Genomic DNA, 17,610 nt, shown 5'->3' with positions numbered 1-17,610 from the left:
AGCCTTTTTACTTTCCTTTCTTCTTTTTTTTCTTTTCCGCGAGCAGATTTACTTCAAAGCTGAACGCAAACTTTGCGCACTGTGTAAAGGAATAGCAAAGCGATGCGCCACATCGCGTAGAGCTTCCACCTGAGCCGCGTTACTGATTGCTAATTCGCCTGCCACATCGACGTGGTTATTCTCAAACCCCACTCTCACATCGAATCCAAGTAACATCGCACTCGCTAAACAGTCTTGCTCTCGCGCGCCAAAAGCACAAATGGCACATCGAATTTCTTCCTCGACAAAACGCGCCAAATTCAAACCTCGTAAATCCCATGGCGAAGACTGTTGAGCTTGGTGATAACGCCCTAACACCACTAATGCATGCTGATGCGTTTTAGGTAACACGCCCGCATCACGCAGTTGGAAATAACGTTCAATGTCGGTTGCATCGTAGAGAATAATTTGGCTCACGATGTTGTGTTCTGCCACCCAATGGAAAAAGGCATGCCCTTCTTTCTCACTTGCGCGATCAGGGATTAACTCCCTCAATGCAAAAGAAGCCGCTTCTGGTTTCACAGCTTTAACTAACGCCATCTGTTGTGGCGGAGAATACAAGCCCACCGCCTCTGTGGTGAGCTGTACCATCATGTTTTGTCCCACCGCTTCTTTCACGGCATGGTAAATTGCCATGTTGTCGTCGATGTCTAATGAATGACGTCCGTTGGCGTCTCTAGCATGCAAATGGATCATGGCAGCCCCTGCCGTTTGACAAGCGATAGCCTCTGCAACCAGTTCGTCTGTTGTCATGGGTAAGCTGGCGTGATCGTGCTTAGTTTTTCTTGCACCGTTTGGGGCCACGATAATAGCGATAGGCTCTCGTATACATCGATTTTCTAATTCCATTCCTTCGCTACCTCTTTTAGCGTTAATGAGAGTTTGCCAACTAGCTCATCAATATGGTGAGGCTGAATAATGAATGGCGGCGCAAGCAAGATATGGTGCCCATTAACGCCATCAATCGTTCCGCCCATTGGATAGCACATTAAGCCATTTTCCATTGCTCGCTGTTTGATGCGTTTGTCTGCCAATGTGGCTTTACTCAGAGGCGCCTTGCTTTCTTGATCCGCCACCAGCTCAATGCCAAAAAACAAACCTTTACCACGAATGTCGCCAATGTACGGTAAATGGGCCAATGCAGAAGTAAGCTCATTACGCAGCAAAGCACTTTGCCGATTCACCGCCGTTAACAAATTATCTTGGAAGATGGTTTGAATGGTCGCCACGGCAGCAGCGCACGCCACAGGGTGCGCCATAAAAGTATGACCATGTTGGAAAAAACCGCTTCCATCAGCAATAGCTTGATAGACTCGATCATTCGCAACCACCGCGCCAATAGGTTGATAACCCGCACCAAGCCCTTTAGCCATACACACCAGATCGGGTTCTGCCTCTTCTTGCTCAAACGCAAAAAAACTGCCACTGCGTCCAACGCCACACATGACTTCATCCAAGATCAATAACACATCGTATTGGTCGCATATTTCGCGAATACGCTTGAAGTAACCTTGTGTGGCAGGCACAGCTCCAGCGGTGGCTCCCACAATGGGCTCAGCGACAAAAGCCATGACATTATCAGCCCCCAACTCAAGAATTTTTGCCTCTAGCTCATTCGCCGCTCGCAATGAGTAATCCAATTCCGACTCATGACTCTGCTGATAACGATAAGCATAGCAAGGGGCGATATGATGGCTCGGGTGTAAGATGGGTTTGAACGGTTCACGTCGCCATTCATTACCTCCGACAGCCAGAGCCCCCAAGGTATTACCGTGATAACTTTGCTGACGCGCGATGAATTGCTTTTTCTCTGGCTTACCTGATTCCACGAAATACTGCCGCGCCATTTTTAGTGCCGACTCCACCGCTTCTGATCCTCCACTGACTAAATACACATGGTTGAACTGTTCAGGCATGTGCTGACAAATCAATTCTGCTAGGCGCTCACTGTTGTCACTAGTAAAAAATCCAGTATGAGCAAATGGCACTCGCTCGATCTGTTCCAACATGGCTTTTTTAACGGCGTGATGACTGTGGCCAAGGTTTGATACCGCAGCACCACCACAAGCATCGAGATACTGCTTTCCATGCTTATCGAATAGATAAACACCTTCACCTCTATCGATGATTGGTAGCGTGGCATGGCAATGACGGTGAAATACGTAAGACATTTGAGTCCCTTCCAATGTGTAATACTTGCACACATCATCAGGAACAAACCCAAACGTGACAAGAGAATAAATCTCACCCTCTATGAGCTTTTGGAATGCCACAAACCAAAAACACCAAAACCCTTGATATTTAAACAATAAAATAAAAATAGGCCAGCTTTTTTAAAGGCTGGCCTATGGGTAACCCAAAGCTAAAAACAGAATCGTTTACGCGTTTAGTGCCTGTTCTAAATCGGCTAGAATATCGTCAATATGTTCAATACCCACCGATAAACGAATCATCTCTGGAGACACACCAGCTTGTTTTTGTTCTGCTTCGCTCAATTGACGATGAGTCGTCGATGCAGGATGACAAGCCAATGATTTTGCATCGCCAATGTTCACCAAACGCTTAAAGATTTTCAAAGCATCATAAAAACGCACACCAGCGTCATAACCATCTTTTAAACCAAACGACAAAATCGCAGAAGGCTTACCTTTCATGTATTTTTCGGCGAGATGGAAGTGTTCAGAACTTGGCAATCCGGCATAACTTACCCAACTGACTTTGTCATTCTGTTCCAAGAATTCAGCCACTTTGAGTGTGTTCTCGGTATGGCGCTCCATACGCAGCGGTAACGTTTCTAGCCCTTGCATAAGCATAAATGCATTCATCGGTGATAATGCGGCTCCGGTATTACGCAGTGGTACGGTACGCGCACGCCCGATAAATGCCGCCTCACCAAACGCTTCGGTATACACCACGCCGTGGTAAGAAGGTTCTGGTTGGTTGAAAACAGGAAAGCGGTCTTTGTGCTGCGCCCAAGGGAATTTACCTGAATCCACAATCACGCCACCCAATGTGGTGCCATGCCCACCAACGTATTTAGTGAGAGAGTGAACTACGATATCCGCACCAAATTTGATGGGTTTGCACAGCACTGGCGTCGCGACGGTGTTATCCACAATCACAGGCACGCCTTGTGCGTGAGCAAGCTCCGCCACACGTTCTAAATCGATGATATTACCTGCAGGGTTACCAATGCTCTCGCAGTACACCGCTTTGGTATTTTCATCAATTAACTCGGCCAAACTTTCTGGCTTGTCATCTTTAGCAAACTTCACCTGAATACCCTGATTTGGCAGCATGTGCGCAAACAAGGTATAAGTACCGCCATAAAGTTGCGGCGTAGAAACGATGTTATCGCCCGCTTGCGCTAAGGTCAGAATCGCATAGTTAATCGCTGCACTCCCCGCACTCACGACCAATCCAGCAATGCCGCCTTCTAACGCCGCCATGCGTTTTTCCAGAACATCGTTAGTCGGATTCATGATGCGAGTGTAGATATTCCCCGGCACTTCCAAGTTAAACAGATCAGCGCCGTGCTGCGCGTTGTCAAACTCGTACGCGACTGTTTGATAAATCGGTGTCGCGACAGATTTGGTGGTCGGGTCAGTTTCGTAACCAAAATGGATAGATAGCGTTTCGTCTTTCATGTTCTTCCCTGTCTTTCATCACTCAAATAGCGGCAAGAAAAGCACTTACCTTGCTTAAAACTTATATTGCCCAATTTTTCAACAAATAACGTAGGGATGAATCACAGAGATAAAACGCTAATTCAACTGTCCAAGTAACCAGTGACGAAACGTTTCTGTCGCATTCGTACGTGTGTTCATGATCAAGTAATACCCTGCATTAGCAGGAATCGGTTTGAATGGAGAAACCAAACGCTCTGTCGTCAATTCATCCTCAATCAGTGCCATTCGTGCCATCGCAATCCCAACGCCTGCTTCGGCTGCAGACATTGCCATATCCGTTCGATTAAAAAAGTGTCCGATATCGGTTTTAAAATCCAACCCCATCGCTGACGCCCAATATAGCCACTCATAGTCACGCGTCGCTTTTTCCCATGGCATCGCATCGTGTAGTAGCGTCGCCTCTTGCCATTGCTTCACTGGCATTGAGTTTTTTTGCTCACCAAACAACGTTTTTAGCCAGCCATGATCCTCAAGGTATTTTGGACTCATCACCGGTAGCAGATGCTCATCCAAAATCAGCTCCGCGTTAGCATTTCTATAAGGATGAAGACCATAGTCAATTGCGACGTCATAGTCTTTTATCTCACTATTTACCAGCGCACCTTCCGCAAAGATTTGTACTTGGATATCCGGATTATCATGATGGAAGCTTTCGAGCTTTGGGACTAACCATTTGAAAGCAAAAGAAGGCGTCAACTTCAAACGAATTTCATTGGTTTGCTTTTCTACTTTGAGCTCATCAAGCAATTTGCTCAGTTCCGAAAAGTGAAACTGCGTCGCTTGGTGTAACTGAGTGCCTTTTACGGTTAAACGAATACCGCGAGAGTGGCGTTCAAATAAAGTAAAACCTAATAACGCTTCCAAATGAATAATTTGTTGGCTTATGGCACCAGTGGTGAGGTGTAAATGTCTTGCAGCACCAGTAAAGCTGTTGTACTCCGCGACTTGGCTAAATAAACACAAACCACTTATCAGATTACTTTTCATCCTTGAGCCTATAGTTTTTCTAAACGCTGTGTGTAATTTATATCGATTGTTAACAAAAGGTAAAGAAAAGAAACTGAGCACTCTGATAAATGTGTGGAGTGCATCAATGGAAGTCATCGTATTAGGCAGCGGCGTTATCGGCTTAACCTCTGCTTGGTATTTATCTCAAGCAGGCTATCAAGTTACCGTCATTGACCGCCAAGCAAGCAGTGCCATGGAAACGAGCTTCGCCAATGCCGGGCAGATCTCATATGGCTATTCTTCGCCTTGGGCTGCGCCTGGTGTTCCTGTTAAAGCCATTAAGTGGTTAATGGAGGAGCATGCTCCACTTAAAATCAAACCCACTCTGAATGCCGACATGATCCGCTGGGCAAGTAAAATGGTCGCGAACTGCACCCTACCTCGCTATCAAGTTAACAAGGCTCGCATGCTTTCGATCGCCAACCACAGCCGTATTTGCTTAGAACAGTTACGCCAAGAACACGCCATTGAGTATCAAGGACGTCAGTTTGGGACCTTGCAAGTATTCCGAACACATCAACAGCTGCAAGCCATTGAAAAGGACATGCAGCTCCTTGAACAAAGCGGAACCCGATTTAAGCTAATGGACGTCGAACAATGTATTGAACAAGAGCCAGGGCTTGCACTTGTGAAAGACAAACTGGTTGGTGGCTTGCATCTACCTGATGACGAAACGGGCGATTGCCATCAATTTTGCCAACAACTAACGGAGCTTGCTAAGGCACACGGTGTCCGATTTGAGTTCGATACTGAAGTAAGCAATTGGGTTACAGTAGGCAAAAAGATCATAGGTGTCCAAACGAACCGAGGACAATTTAAAGCAGACCAATATGTGGTGGCCTCTGGCAGCTACTCTACAGCGCTACTCAAGCAACTCGATATTGATATTCCGGTCTACCCTGTCAAAGGCTATTCACTCACCATCCCGATGGAAGATGAACACTTCTCTCCTCGATCTACTGTGATGGATGAAACCTATAAAGTCGCTATGACTCGATTTGATGACAGAATTCGCGTAGCTGGCACCGCAGAATTAGCAGGGTTTGATGCTTCCCTTCCACAAAAGCGCAAAAACACCATCGAAATGGTCATCCGTGATCTTTTTCCTCGTTGTGGTGACTTCAGCCAAGCTGAGTTTTGGAGCGGCTTTAGGCCAATGACGCCTGATGGCACACCAATTATCGGCGCGACTAAATACGATAACCTTTTTACTAACACCGGACACGGAACTCTGGGCTGGACGATGGCTTGTGGTTCAGGTCAATTGCTAGCAAGCGTAATGAAAGGTGAAAAAGCAAAAGTGATGGATAATGCGGAGCTTAACCTTTGTCGTTACGCCTGAGGACATGACTGAACAAAAAACAGGCAGACACTTACTCCACAAAATGCATAACCACTGGCATTTTTAACTCATCAAAATCGCAGCACATTTAAATGACAATGTGCTGCATAATTAATCATCAGGCAAATCTTCTACCTAAAAGGAGCAAATAAGCAACAAGAACCAAATTTTAACAACTACTCTCCATTCTGTGTTCATCATCACGCTACAAAGGATTTGTAGCTAAAAAAGTTAACAATTGCATTACATAAAGGGTAATGTATTGTGTGAAAAACAACCACAAACACAACTAACAGGGAAAATACTCATGCAGTCATTAGTTGATTTTCTGAATGGAATTATTTGGAGCCCGGTACTGATCTATTTGTGCCTTGGCGCAGGTTTGTTCTATTCAATCATGACGCGTTTTGTACAAATTCGTCACTTCTTTGAGATGTGGCGCTTATTACTTTCAGGGAAGAGTTCAACAAAAGGGATATCATCATTTCAGGCACTTGCCGTTTCACTGTCTGGCCGTGTAGGTACAGGTAACATTGCTGGTGTTGCTGCTGCTATCGGTTTCGGTGGCCCAGGCGCCGTATTCTGGATGTGGGTCGTAGCCTTCTTTGGCGCTGCAACCGCATACGCAGAATCAACACTTGCACAAATTTATAAAGAAGAAGACGAAGGCGAGTTCCGTGGTGGCCCTGCTTACTATATTGAGAAAGCAATGGGACAAAAATGGTACGCTTGGATCTTTGCTATCGCGACCATCTTTGCTTGTGGTGTTCTACTTCCTGGCGTTCAATCGAACAGTATCGGTAACGCAGTAGAAGCCGCATTTGGCTCAGGTGACATGATTGAAACCGCTATTGGTACCTTCAGTTTTGCTAAAATTTTCACTGGTACGGTTGTTTGTGTCATTTTGGCTTTCATCATTTTTGGTGGCGTAAAGCGTATCGCGAACTTTACCCAAGTCGTTGTCCCATTTATGGCGTTAGCTTACATCATTACTGCGTTTGTCATCATCCTTCTAAACATTGGTGAGGTTCCACGCATTTTCGGCATGATCATTGGTGACGCGTTCACACCAATGGCAGGCGTTGGTGCAGCAATCGGCTGGGGTGTAAAACGTGGTGTTTACTCCAACGAAGCAGGTCAAGGTACTGGTCCTCACGCAGCAGCAGCAGCGAGTGTTGATCACCCAGCTCAGCAAGGTCTTGTTCAATCTTTCTCTATTTACATCGATACACTACTTGTGTGTTCAGCAACCGCGTTCATGATTCTTATCACTGGCGCGTACAACGTAAATGGTGCGATTGAAGGTACATTCCTGGTTCAAAACCTACCAGCGGATATTGGTGCAAATGGTCCTGTGTTTACACAGATGGCGATCGAAAGCGCACTACCTGGCGTGGGTAAACCATTCATCGCAATCGCTCTATTCTTCTTCGCGTTTACGACCATTCTGGCTTACTACTACATTGCAGAAACGAACATTGCTTACATTCGTCGTACGTTCAAAGTAAATGGACTGATGTTTATTCTGAAAGTCATCATTATTTCATCCGTGTTCTACGGAACCGTGAAAACCGCCAACTTAGCATGGGCGATGGGTGATGTAGGTGTAGGACTGATGGCGTGGCTAAACATCATCGGTATTTTGATCATCTTCTTTATGTCGAAGCCTGCACTCAAAGCACTGAACGACTACGAAGAGCAACAAAAACGTGGTGTGACCGATTTTACATTTAACCCTGTTGCACTGGGCATTAAAGGCGCAGATTACTGGGAAGATAAGTACCGACGTAAAACGGGTAAAGCACCAACGGCAGACAGCAATAGTGCAGAAACTGTTGAGCAACCATCAACATAGCGTTATCACATAAATAAGAAAAAGCAGTGGTCCGATTGAGGACATAAAAAAGGGGGATTAACCAATGGTTAATCCCCCTTTCTTCATTATGAGTAACAGCTTAGGCGATAACCGCTTCAACTTTACGAGCGATTTTTGCTTTACCGACAGGTAATACTTCACGACCAAATTCGTTGTTCAGTACTTGCGCCATTGCAAAGTAAATTGCACTTGCGCCACAGAAGATACCCTCGAAGCCAGCGATAGCACCGATCACTTCGCTACCAGTGAAATCACGAGCAGCAAGCAAGAAGAACAGGATAGTTAGAGAACCAAATACCACTTGCTTCGCTGTTGGGTAACATAGAGAACCAATGAACATGAAACCAGTGAAGATGCCCCAAAGCGCTAGGTACCAACCCATAAAGCTTGCAGGGCTTGCAGGAAGACCCATGTGAGGCATTACGATTAGACCAACCAATGTTAGCCAAAATAGACCGTAAGAAGTAAACGCAGTTGTGCCGAATGTATCACCGCGTTTAAAGCACATGATGCCAACGATTACTTGGCTAAGGCCACCGTAAAAGATGCCCATCGCTAGAATCATAGAGTCAATTGGGAAAAATCCTGCATTATGAATATTGAGCAGAATAGTGGTCATACCGAAACCCATTAGACCTAGCGGTGCTGGGTTAGCCAGTTTTGTCGACATGTACAAATACCTTTTTTCAAAAATGTTGATAAAAAATGCGCGCGAATTTTAATGGGCTGCAGAACAAAAGAGAAAAGCTGTTATTGAAAACTTAGATTCCATAAATAAACCACTACATATATAAAAAAAGACCCTGCAAAAAAGCAGAGTCTTTATAGATGGTTAGGTTGTTTTTTACTCGATCACTGACAAGAAATCTCGTCCCAGAACCAGTTGCTTTGCGTTGGGCTTTCCCACACTCCTGGGCCATTTTTCGCAACAAAACATTTGTTTTGGTACGTCACTTTATCGCCGTTAGCGACTTGCGTTACACCCGGCTCCCACTGAATAAAATTGCCTGTCACTGGTGGTTCTGGCTCGGTTACTGGCGGCTCAGGTTCTGTGACGGGCGGCTCTGGCTCAGTCACCGGTGGTTCAGGTTCCGTTGTAGGCGGCTCCGTAGGAGTGCCTGAAACCAGCTTCCACGGGTCTCCTTTCGTTGGCTCATTACCTTGTGACCACCATTTCGCTTCGTAAACAGCACCTTGGTAAGAGACTTGTTCCCCCGTGTTATATACTTTGCCAGAATCCCAAGCTGCCACACCACCTACAGGCGGATCGACCGGATCCACTGGATCTAACTTGTCAACTACACGAACTTCTGGCCAACCCGCATGAGATTGGTAGAAGTTAGTTACACATTTCTCATAATCACCCGCAACTAGCGCAGAGTAAGCCGTTTGGAAACCAACAAGTTCACATTCAAAAGAGTGGCCTCCCGGACGATCTGAGTAGTATTTCCAGTTTCCATCCCAGTTGGTGTACAACACGTCTGTCGCACCATTCAGATTTAAGCTACCGTAAGGCGTCTGCTGCCAACAGGTATTGGTCTCATCGGCTTCAATTGGAATTTGATAATGGGCGGCAAGACCTTCCCAATAACGAATACGGTTAACAGGTTGACCTTTATCCTTGTTTTGCTCACCACACTCAATACCACCATTGATCACGTTGATGGTGGTACCAAAGCCGTAACCAATGCCAGCATCAAGCTCACGCTGTGAAGGCACCCAAGTACGGTCAATCACATGTAGCATTGCAGGTTTCGGTGCTTGTGGGGTTAGGAAGAACCAGATAGCCGATGCTAAGTTCAGCCACGAATCCGCAACCAAGCCTGGATTTTTTAGCAATACAGATGCATCACCATCAAACATCACTTCAGAGAACGCGCCATAGTTAAAATGGTAAGAAAGCTGTTTTGCACCACGTCCAAAGTAACCTTGTCCAGGTTCACATGGCCAGCGTTTGTTTTGCCAGTCATTTTGACCACAACCTGTTGTGTAACCTTCTTGCCCTTCAGACCATCCCATTTCTCGCACATGAACCAAAGCTTGCTGCCACTCTTCCAACCCTAGCGGATTATCCGATACGTTATCGATCGAAATATGGCCACCGGTTTCTTGTGCAAAGTGAGCAAACGCTGTCATGATCGATTTTTTACAAATTGCATCCGAATCACGACCGTCTGTGTACTCACCACAGAATGCAGGGAACTTACCAATTGCACGTAGGAAACGCGTGTAAGTGTATTCAGGTGCCGCCATTTGAGTCAGGAAGTCCCACTCACTTTCGGGGAATACACGCTCTACACGCTTCACGTTTTCTGGGTTGGTTGTCGCCCCTGGAACAATCGCTTCAACTACTGAGTTCGGGCGTGTCTCTAATGCTTGTGACCAAATGGCATACATAGGATCAGAAGTTTTGCTTTGCTCTACGGCTTGAACGTCACCACGAGCAATAACATAACCATTCGGATTTTGCGGATCGGGCTGAATATTCATACTCGCATTCACTTGTGCTGCTAAGACACAACTCAATGCAAGAGGAAGATGTTTGAGTGCAAACATGTCTAGTCTCCGGATTTCAACAATACAATATACGAGGAATAACTAAACATATAGTGGATCATATATACGAAACACCGAGCCAAGTACGTTGATTCTGCGAGACAAAATGAATAAATAGGTCCTCACACACATTTTGTCACAAGAAAAATGTTACCTTGACTCAAAAGAAAAGCGGAGACCCTGTGAGCCTCCGCTTTGTGATGTTTCTCTCTTTATTGATCTGCCGAAACCACCTCTAGCTTCGCGGTTGACTTTTGTTTAGACAGCACAAAATAAACCACACACTGAGAAATAATTGCGGCAAGCACAATCACTGGTGAGGCGTTGATTCCAGCTAAAAGAAAACACCCCAATGCGATCATTCCATTGAGTAATGCGTAAGGTAATTGTGTACGGAAGTGCTCATACTGTTCACACCCCGCTCCTGTCGACGACAAAATCGTAGTTTCAGAGATGGGAGAACAGTGATCGCCAAACAAGCCACCAGATAATACCGCACCAATACAAACCAACAGTGGTGCATCAATCGCGACGGCAGTTGGGATCACTAATGGCATCATGATGGCAAACGTCCCCCAAGATGATCCCGTAGCGAACGAGATAATACCGGCCAGTAAAAACGCAACCGCTGGCAATAACCAGTAAGGGAAACCGGCTTGAGCTTGTTCAGCAATGTATGCAGCTGCACCTAATTCTTTCCCAACCGAGCTAAGCGCCCAAGCCAATACCAGAATCACCGCCACTGACATCATGTTTGACATCCCTTTCAGATAAACCTGAATACCATCCGAAAGCTTTCTTACGCCATAAAACGCCATCAGCGCAATTAAAGTGAAGGCCGCGAAGAAATATGCAGAAGAAAGTGCAGCCCTAAACGTTGATCCTGCCACTTTTTGAAATGGAAAACCGTGTGGCACGAGGATGGTACATAGAACCACCAGCATAACGAGCAAAGGTGCCCATACAAAACTAGATTTTGCATTTTTATGCGTAAACACATTCATGGACTCCTGCACTTTCCCAAAGTCGGAGCCCTGCTCTGCTAGTTGCTCAGCCTTCGCCATCGGTCCGAAATCTAATTTGAAGAAAGAGACAATCGGCACAATCGCGATCGCAAGAAAGGCGTAAAACTGATACAGGATCGCACCAATGAAAGCATCCCAATAACTCATACTGACATTCAGGGCAGTAAACTCTTTTTGAATCAATTCCATGATGTAAACGCCCCATCCGATAAAAGGGATCAAGATTGCGACGGGAGAGGAAGTAGAGTCGATAATAAAAGCTAATTTTTGGCGTGATACTTTTAACTTATCAAATAAAGGGCGAAAAACAGGACCAACAATCAACGGTGTACCAAGGTCAGAGAAGAAAATAACCACACCACCGAACCAAGCGGACAGTTGAGCTTGGCACTTACTCGCCACCCATTGAGTGACCTTTTTAGCAAACGCCACACCACCGCCAGATTTCTCCATCAAGGCAACAAAGCCACCAATAAAGACCAAGAGCAAAATGACGCCCGCATTGTAGCTGTCAGTTAATTGCGGCAGTAGATAGCTTTTCATCAATGCACTAAACGAGTCTAGTGGCCCTTTTTCGACAAATGTCCCTTCAAGCATAGCGACACCACTCACCACACCGGCGAATAAACCAACAACGACATTTCTTGTGGTCAGCGCGAGGAAAAGAGTAATAAGGATGGGAATGAGAGAGGTAACGTCAGCCTGTTCCATAGCAATACCATTTATGATAATTAAACAATTAAAATGAATATATATTTAATTTAACCGCATGTATATATCTCTCAAAAAAAGTTGAGCCACCTCTTCACAAACTTGAAGTACAAAAAAACCAGCCCGAAGGCTGGTTCTTATAAACTCAACTGTCTAGAGGAAAATTATTCCCACTCGATTGTCGCAGGTGGCTTACCAGAAATGTCGTAAACAACACGAGAAATGCCATCAACTTCGTTGATAATACGGTTAGAAACCTTACCTAGGAAGTCGTATGGTAGGTGTGCCCAATGAGCAGTCATGAAGTCGATAGTTTCTACCGCACGTAGAGACACAACCCAATCGTACTTACGGCCATCGCCCATTACACCAACAGAACGAACTGGTAGGAATACCGTGAACGCTTGAGATACTTTGTCATATAGGTCTGCAGCGTGAAGCTCTTCAATAAAGATAGCATCAGCACGACGTAGCAAGTCACAGTATTCTTTCTTGATTTCACCAAGAACACGAACACCTAGACCTGGACCTGGGAATGGGTGGCGGTAAAGCATGTTATAAGGCAGGCCTAGCTCTAGACCAATCTTACGTACTTCATCTTTGAACAGCTCACGTAGTGGCTCAACAAGACCCATTTCCATGTCATCTGGAAGACCGCCCACGTTGTGGTGCGATTTGATCACGTGCGCTTTACCAGTCTTAGATGCAGCTGACTCGATTACATCAGGGTAAATCGTACCTTGAGCTAGCCATTTCGCGTTTTTCAGCTTCTTAGACTCTTCATCGAATACATCTACGAATACGTGACCGATAGTCTTACGCTTCTCTTCTGGGTCAGACTTGCCTTCAAGTGCTTTGAGGAAGCGTTCTTCAGCGTCAACTTTGATAATGTTCAAACCAAATTGGTCGCCGAACATATCCATAACTTGTTGACCTTCGTTTAGACGAAGTAAACCGTTATCAACAAATACACACGTTAGCTTGTCGCCGATTGCACGGTGAACTAGCATCGCGACTACCGATGAATCAACACCACCAGATAGACCTAGGATAACTTCGTCGTCACCCACTTGCTCTTTAATACGAGCAACCGCGTCTTCGATGATAGATTCAGAAGTCCATAGACGTTCACAGCCACATACGCCAAGAACAAAGTTCTCAAGCATTTGTAGGCCACCTTTTGTGTGTGTCACTTCTGGGTGGAACTGAACGCCGTAGTATTTCTTCTCTTCATTCGCCATCGCAGCGTAAGGACAAGTGTCTGTCTCACCAACTTTTACGAAATCGGCTGGGATCTCTACTACTTTGTCGCCATGGCTCATCCAAACGTCTTGAGTTGCTTCAAGGTCTTTAAATAGAGCACATTCACCAGAAACTTTAACCTGAGCGTAGCCAAACTCACGTTCGTTAGAGCCCGCCACTTTGCCTCCTAGCTGTTCCGCCATGGTTTGCATGCCGTAACATACGCCAAGCAAAGGAACACCAGAATCAAACACATATTGAGGCGCGCGTGGAGAGTTCTCTTCCGTTACGCTTTCTGGACCGCCAGATAGGATAATGCCATCTGGGTTGAATTCGCGAATATCCGCTTCTTCTACATCCCAGCTCCATAGTTCACAGTAAACGCCGATTTCACGTACGCGGCGTGCTACTAATTGAGTGTACTGAGAACCGAAGTCCAAGATCAGAATACGTTGGTCATGGATATTTTTAGTCATTTTGAGCAGTCTTTTTAAGGCTAAGTGATTAAAACCGAGGCGAGTGTACTCGCCTCTTCTTAATGCTTCAAGGAAAAAGCAAACGTTTCCGTTAGGTAATTAGTTCCCTAGACGGTAGTTCGGTGCTTCCTTAGTAATTTGAACATCGTGTACATGAGACTCTTGCATACCAGCACCAGAGATACGTACAAATTCAGCTTTCGTACGCATATCTTCGATAGTTGCAGAACCAGTTAGACCCATGCTTGAACGTAGACCACCCATTTGTTGGTGTACGATCTCTTTTAGACGGCCTTTGTATGCGATACGACCTTCGATACCTTCTGGTACTAGCTTGTCCGCTGCGTTGTCAGACTGGAAGTAACGGTCAGAAGAACCTTGAGACATAGCACCAAGAGAACCCATGCCACGGTAAGACTTGTAAGAACGGCCGTTGTATAGAATCACTTCACCCGGCGCTTCTTCAGTACCTGCAAACATAGAACCAACCATCACACATGATGCGCCAGCTACGATTGCTTTACAGATATCACCTGAGAAACGGATACCACCGTCAGCAATAACCGGAATACCATAATCATTAGCCACTTCTGCCGCATCTGCGATTGCAGTGATTTGTGGAACTCCCACACCCGTTACAATACGAGTTGTACAGATAGAACCAGGGCCGATACCCACTTTCACTGCGCTTACGCCAGCTTCGATTAGTGCTTTAGCACCAGCACCTGTTGCTACGTTACCACCGATGATGTCTAGATCTGGGTAAGCAGCGCGAGTTTCGCGGATGCGGTTTAGTACACCTTCAGAATGTCCGTGTGAAGAGTCGATAAGTAGAATGTCAACGCCTGCTTCAACTAGAGCAGCAACACGCTCTTCGTTACCAGCGCCAGCACCAACGGCTGCGCCAACACGTAGGCGACCACGCTCATCTTTACATGCGTTTGGTTTACGTTCTGCTTTGTGGAAGTCTTTCGCAGTAATCATACCGGTTAGTTGGAACTCATCATTCACAACCAATACTTTCTCTACACGAGCTTCGTGCATTTTCTCTTGCACTTCTTCTCGTGTTGCACCTTCTTTAACTGCTGCCAACTTCTCTTTTGGCGTCATTACTGAAGATACTTTCTTAGAAAGGTCCGTCACAAAACGAACGTCACGACCAGTGATAATACCAACAAGCTCATTGCTCTCAGTGACAACAGGGAAACCTGCAAAACCATGCTTTTCAGTGAGTGCAACAACATCAGCGATGGTCGCGTCAGGGTTTACAGTAACCGCGTCAGTTACCATACCAGCTTCGAACTTCTTAACTTTACGAACTTCGGCTGCCTGCTGCTCAATAGACATGTTCTTGTGGATAAAGCCAATGCCACCCTCTTGCGCTAGCGCAATTGCTAGACGAGCTTCAGTAACAGTGTCCATAGACGCTGAAATCATTGGGATGTTTAGGGTGATGTTCTTAGTTAGCTGAGTGCGAAGATCAGCTGTGTTTGGGAGAACGGTGGAGTGTGCTGGCACAAGTAGTACGTCATCGAATGTCAGCGCTTCTTTGGCAATTCTTAGCATTTGCAATATCTCACAATTAGAGGAGTAAAAAGAACAATCCAATCTCATCGTTTCGCATAATGAGGGTAACCTGCGTTAGCAACTAGCTACATTTGGATTAGATATTGCGGAGGGATTATACGGTTAACGCAATCGCTTGACCACAAATTTTTTAATTTTTTTCTTGCAATTACCCCCTTGCTATGTATTATATTGCCGCTAATTTCCATACTCACGTCTAAGAGATTAGCTGTGCTCTCCAAGACCAATCAAAACATCTTTACTGTTTCTCGTCTCAACGCAGAAGTTCGTTTACTCCTTGAAAACGAAATGGGGATCGTTTGGCTCGTCGGAGAGATATCCAACTTTTCAGCTCCTGTCTCTGGTCACTGGTACCTCACTCTTAAAGACTCTCGCGCTCAAGTTAAATGTGCCATGTTTCGTGGTAACAATCGCCGCGTTACTTTCAAACCCGCTAACGGTAATCAAGTCCTAGTAAAAGCTCGTCTGTCTCTTTATGAGCCTCGCGGTGACTACCAATTGATCATCGAAAGCATGCAACCGGAAGGTGATGGCCGTCTTCAACAAGAGTTTGAAGAGCTGAAAATGAAGCTTGCAGCAGAAGGGTTGTTCGCGCAAATCAATAAGCAATCTTTGCCTGAGCACCCTAAACGTGTTGGCGTCATCACATCGAAAACTGGTGCCGCGCTTTACGATATCTTAGACGTATTGAAACGTCGTGATCCTTCCCTACCTGTTGTGATTTATCCGACAGTGGTACAAGGTGAGGACGCAGCCATTCAAATTGCACAAGCCATTGGTCGCGCTAACAGCCGTGATGAATGTGATGTACTAATTGTGGGCCGAGGTGGTGGTTCATTAGAAGACTTATGGTGCTTTAACAACGAGATATTAGCTCGCACGATTGCAGCAAGCCAAATTCCTATTATTAGCGCCGTTGGACATGAAGTTGACGTGACAATAGCTGATTTTGTCGCCGACGTACGCGCGCCTACTCCATCAGCAGCCGCTGAGCTAGTAAGCCGTGATAACAGCCACAAAGATCAAGCTTTAGTTACCCGCCAGCATAAGTTAGCGAGCGCGATGCGTTACTACCTAGCACAACAAAAGCAGCAATCTGCTCAATTAGTGCACCGTCTAGAGAGACAGCACCCAAGCTATCGCTTGCAACGTCAGACGCAACAGTTAGATGAGTTGGACATGCGCTTACAGCGAGCGATGAGTCGTTTTATTGCCTTGCGTCAACAGCGAATCGAGCGTCAACATTATCGGCTGCAATTAAATTCTCCTGTAACACGCCTTGCCGAGCAGAAGTCGAAGCTAGAACGTGTTGAGCAAAAGCTCATGGATGCAATGGATCGCAAATTACTGACTATGCGCCATCAACTCGCGATTGCCGCAGAGAAGTTAGACACCGTCAGCCCACTAGCGACATTGAAACGAGGTTACTCAATTACTCAAACTGAGCAAGGTAAAGTAATTACGCAATCTTCAGATGTAAAGTCGGGAGATGTATTGATTACCCGGTTAGCCGAAGGTGACGTTCGTTCTACCGTTAACTGAATACAAACTCTGGTTAACTGACTTTCTGGAACTCAAATCGGACACGTGATTTTGATTTGAGTTCATTACACACATTACAAAAGTAACTCGCAGCACCGCATGCTTGCAGCTTCTCCAGCTCCGCCTCACAATCAGGGCAAAAACCTACCTTTTTAAAATCCGATTCACACTGTGCACAATGGTATTGTCCTGTCCATTCCAGTTCGACATTGCAAGTCGGGCAAATGTTCTGCTGCATATCCCGTTCCTCTTTCTAAACTAAGCAATTTCGAGTAACGCATGCTACTCAAAATAACGAACAAGTATGTTGATCTTCATCACCGCCCCAACAAGTTTCACGAGGCGTTAACCATACTTGATACGTAGGATCTTATACTGATCGTCTGATATTTACTCCTTGATCAGCGATCACCCCTTAAAAGAATATTTATATAACCACACACCGAAAGCATAAGTTACATATTCTGCATTCCAATTTAAGACAGAATAAAAAACCCTAGAGAGATTTAATTAAACG

At 45.6% G+C, this 17,610-nt stretch carries 13 protein-coding genes; 3 read left to right on the top strand and 10 right to left on the bottom strand.

Annotated elements, in window-relative coordinates; all coding sequences use genetic code 11:
• Window positions 1–48: 48 nt before the first annotated feature.
• The 4 genes from KJB35_RS08735 to KJB35_RS08720 all read right to left on the bottom strand — a co-directional run bounded on the left by KJB35_RS08735 (window position 49) and on the right by KJB35_RS08720 (window position 4,715).
• Window positions 49–888, bottom strand: a complete 840-nt coding sequence (locus tag KJB35_RS08735; RefSeq protein WP_047102133.1) for a 3-keto-5-aminohexanoate cleavage protein — start codon at window positions 886–888, stop codon at window positions 49–51.
• The gene (locus KJB35_RS08730) at window positions 879–2,210 is read right to left on the bottom strand and encodes an aspartate aminotransferase family protein (protein WP_137281745.1); all 1,332 of its coding nucleotides are present in this window, start codon (window positions 2,208–2,210) and stop codon (window positions 879–881) included. Before KJB35_RS08730 ends, KJB35_RS08735 begins: the two co-directional genes overlap by 10 nt.
• Before the next feature lie 207 nt (window positions 2,211–2,417).
• Window positions 2,418–3,686: an O-acetylhomoserine aminocarboxypropyltransferase/cysteine synthase family protein gene (locus KJB35_RS08725; RefSeq protein ID WP_213908023.1), complete on the bottom strand. Its 1,269-nt coding sequence runs from the start codon at window positions 3,684–3,686 to the stop codon at window positions 2,418–2,420.
• Between the two features lie 117 nt (window positions 3,687–3,803).
• Complete coding sequence (locus tag KJB35_RS08720) at window positions 3,804–4,715, bottom strand: LysR substrate-binding domain-containing protein (RefSeq protein WP_017635708.1); 912 nt, start codon at window positions 4,713–4,715, stop codon at window positions 3,804–3,806.
• Between the two features lie 106 nt (window positions 4,716–4,821).
• Here KJB35_RS08720 and KJB35_RS08715 point away from each other — a divergent pair, with 106 nt between their 5' ends.
• Together KJB35_RS08715 and KJB35_RS08710 are read left to right on the top strand one after the other, a co-directional pair.
• Window positions 4,822–6,078 carry a D-amino acid dehydrogenase gene (locus tag KJB35_RS08715; protein WP_005383728.1) on the top strand — a complete coding sequence of 419 codons (1,257 nt, stop codon included), beginning with the start codon at window positions 4,822–4,824 and terminating at the stop codon, window positions 6,076–6,078.
• A 307-nt stretch (window positions 6,079–6,385) separates the two neighbouring features.
• Complete coding sequence (locus tag KJB35_RS08710) at window positions 6,386–7,933, top strand: sodium:alanine symporter family protein (protein ID WP_005381681.1); 1,548 nt, start codon at window positions 6,386–6,388, stop codon at window positions 7,931–7,933.
• A 100-nt stretch (window positions 7,934–8,033) separates the two neighbouring features.
• On the opposite strand, the gene KJB35_RS08705 is transcribed toward KJB35_RS08710, so the two are convergent.
• The 5 genes from KJB35_RS08705 to guaB form a co-directional block, all read right to left on the bottom strand.
• Entirely contained in the window at window positions 8,034–8,624 is a 591-nt protein-coding gene (locus KJB35_RS08705; RefSeq protein WP_005381682.1) for a GPR1/FUN34/YaaH family transporter, read from the bottom strand.
• A gap of 182 nt (window positions 8,625–8,806) precedes the next feature.
• A complete protein-coding gene (locus KJB35_RS08700) occupies window positions 8,807–10,510 on the bottom strand; it encodes a chitinase (RefSeq protein WP_054579030.1) in 1,704 nt (567 codons plus the stop codon).
• A gap of 212 nt (window positions 10,511–10,722) precedes the next feature.
• Window positions 10,723–12,246, bottom strand: coding sequence for a Na+/H+ antiporter NhaC family protein (locus tag KJB35_RS08695; protein WP_213908024.1), 1,524 nt, complete (start codon window positions 12,244–12,246; stop codon window positions 10,723–10,725).
• A gap of 164 nt (window positions 12,247–12,410) precedes the next feature.
• The gene (guaA, locus tag KJB35_RS08690; protein ID WP_005383721.1) at window positions 12,411–13,964 is read right to left on the bottom strand and encodes a glutamine-hydrolyzing GMP synthase; all 1,554 of its coding nucleotides are present in this window, start codon (window positions 13,962–13,964) and stop codon (window positions 12,411–12,413) included.
• 99 nt (window positions 13,965–14,063) lie between these two features.
• Entirely contained in the window at window positions 14,064–15,530 is a 1,467-nt protein-coding gene (gene guaB, locus KJB35_RS08685; protein ID WP_017633908.1) for an IMP dehydrogenase, read from the bottom strand.
• Window positions 15,531–15,761: 231 nt separating this feature from the next.
• Between guaB and xseA the strand changes: the two genes are divergently transcribed.
• On the top strand, window positions 15,762–17,093 hold the full coding sequence (gene xseA / locus KJB35_RS08680) for an exodeoxyribonuclease VII large subunit (protein ID WP_017633909.1): 1,332 nt from the start codon (window positions 15,762–15,764) through the stop codon (window positions 17,091–17,093).
• Window positions 17,094–17,106: 13 nt separating this feature from the next.
• On the opposite strand, the gene KJB35_RS08675 is transcribed toward xseA, so the two are convergent.
• Window positions 17,107–17,331 carry a zinc ribbon domain-containing protein gene (locus KJB35_RS08675; RefSeq protein WP_005381691.1) on the bottom strand — a complete coding sequence of 75 codons (225 nt, stop codon included), beginning with the start codon at window positions 17,329–17,331 and terminating at the stop codon, window positions 17,107–17,109.
• Window positions 17,332–17,610: the final 279 nt, after the last annotated feature.

It is taken from the genome of Vibrio sp. D431a (assembly GCF_030248655.1).
Taxonomy (GTDB): Bacteria; Pseudomonadota; Gammaproteobacteria; order Enterobacterales; family Vibrionaceae; genus Vibrio; species Vibrio alginolyticus.
The sequence above is the reverse complement of the archived record's forward strand: the minus strand, read 5'-3'. Positions and strand labels throughout refer to the sequence as shown.

Coding starts and splice junctions, on each gene's coding strand:
- KJB35_RS08675 (WP_005381691.1), bottom strand. CDS start 17,331: ATGCAGCAGAACATTTGCCCGACTTGCAATGTCGAACTGGAATGGACA.
- KJB35_RS08730 (WP_137281745.1), bottom strand. CDS start 2,210: ATGTCTTACGTATTTCACCGTCATTGCCATGCCACGCTACCAATCATC.
- KJB35_RS08725 (WP_213908023.1), bottom strand. CDS start 3,686: ATGAAAGACGAAACGCTATCTATCCATTTTGGTTACGAAACTGACCCG.
- guaA (WP_005383721.1), bottom strand. CDS start 13,964: ATGACTAAAAATATCCATGACCAACGTATTCTGATCTTGGACTTCGGT.
- KJB35_RS08710 (WP_005381681.1), top strand. CDS start 6,386: ATGCAGTCATTAGTTGATTTTCTGAATGGAATTATTTGGAGCCCGGTA.
- KJB35_RS08705 (WP_005381682.1), bottom strand. CDS start 8,624: ATGTCGACAAAACTGGCTAACCCAGCACCGCTAGGTCTAATGGGTTTC.
- KJB35_RS08720 (WP_017635708.1), bottom strand. CDS start 4,715: ATGAAAAGTAATCTGATAAGTGGTTTGTGTTTATTTAGCCAAGTCGCG.
- KJB35_RS08695 (WP_213908024.1), bottom strand. CDS start 12,246: ATGGAACAGGCTGACGTTACCTCTCTCATTCCCATCCTTATTACTCTT.
- KJB35_RS08735 (WP_047102133.1), bottom strand. CDS start 888: ATGGAATTAGAAAATCGATGTATACGAGAGCCTATCGCTATTATCGTG.
- guaB (WP_017633908.1), bottom strand. CDS start 15,530: ATGCTAAGAATTGCCAAAGAAGCGCTGACATTCGATGACGTACTACTT.
- KJB35_RS08715 (WP_005383728.1), top strand. CDS start 4,822: ATGGAAGTCATCGTATTAGGCAGCGGCGTTATCGGCTTAACCTCTGCT.
- KJB35_RS08700 (WP_054579030.1), bottom strand. CDS start 10,510: ATGTTTGCACTCAAACATCTTCCTCTTGCATTGAGTTGTGTCTTAGCA.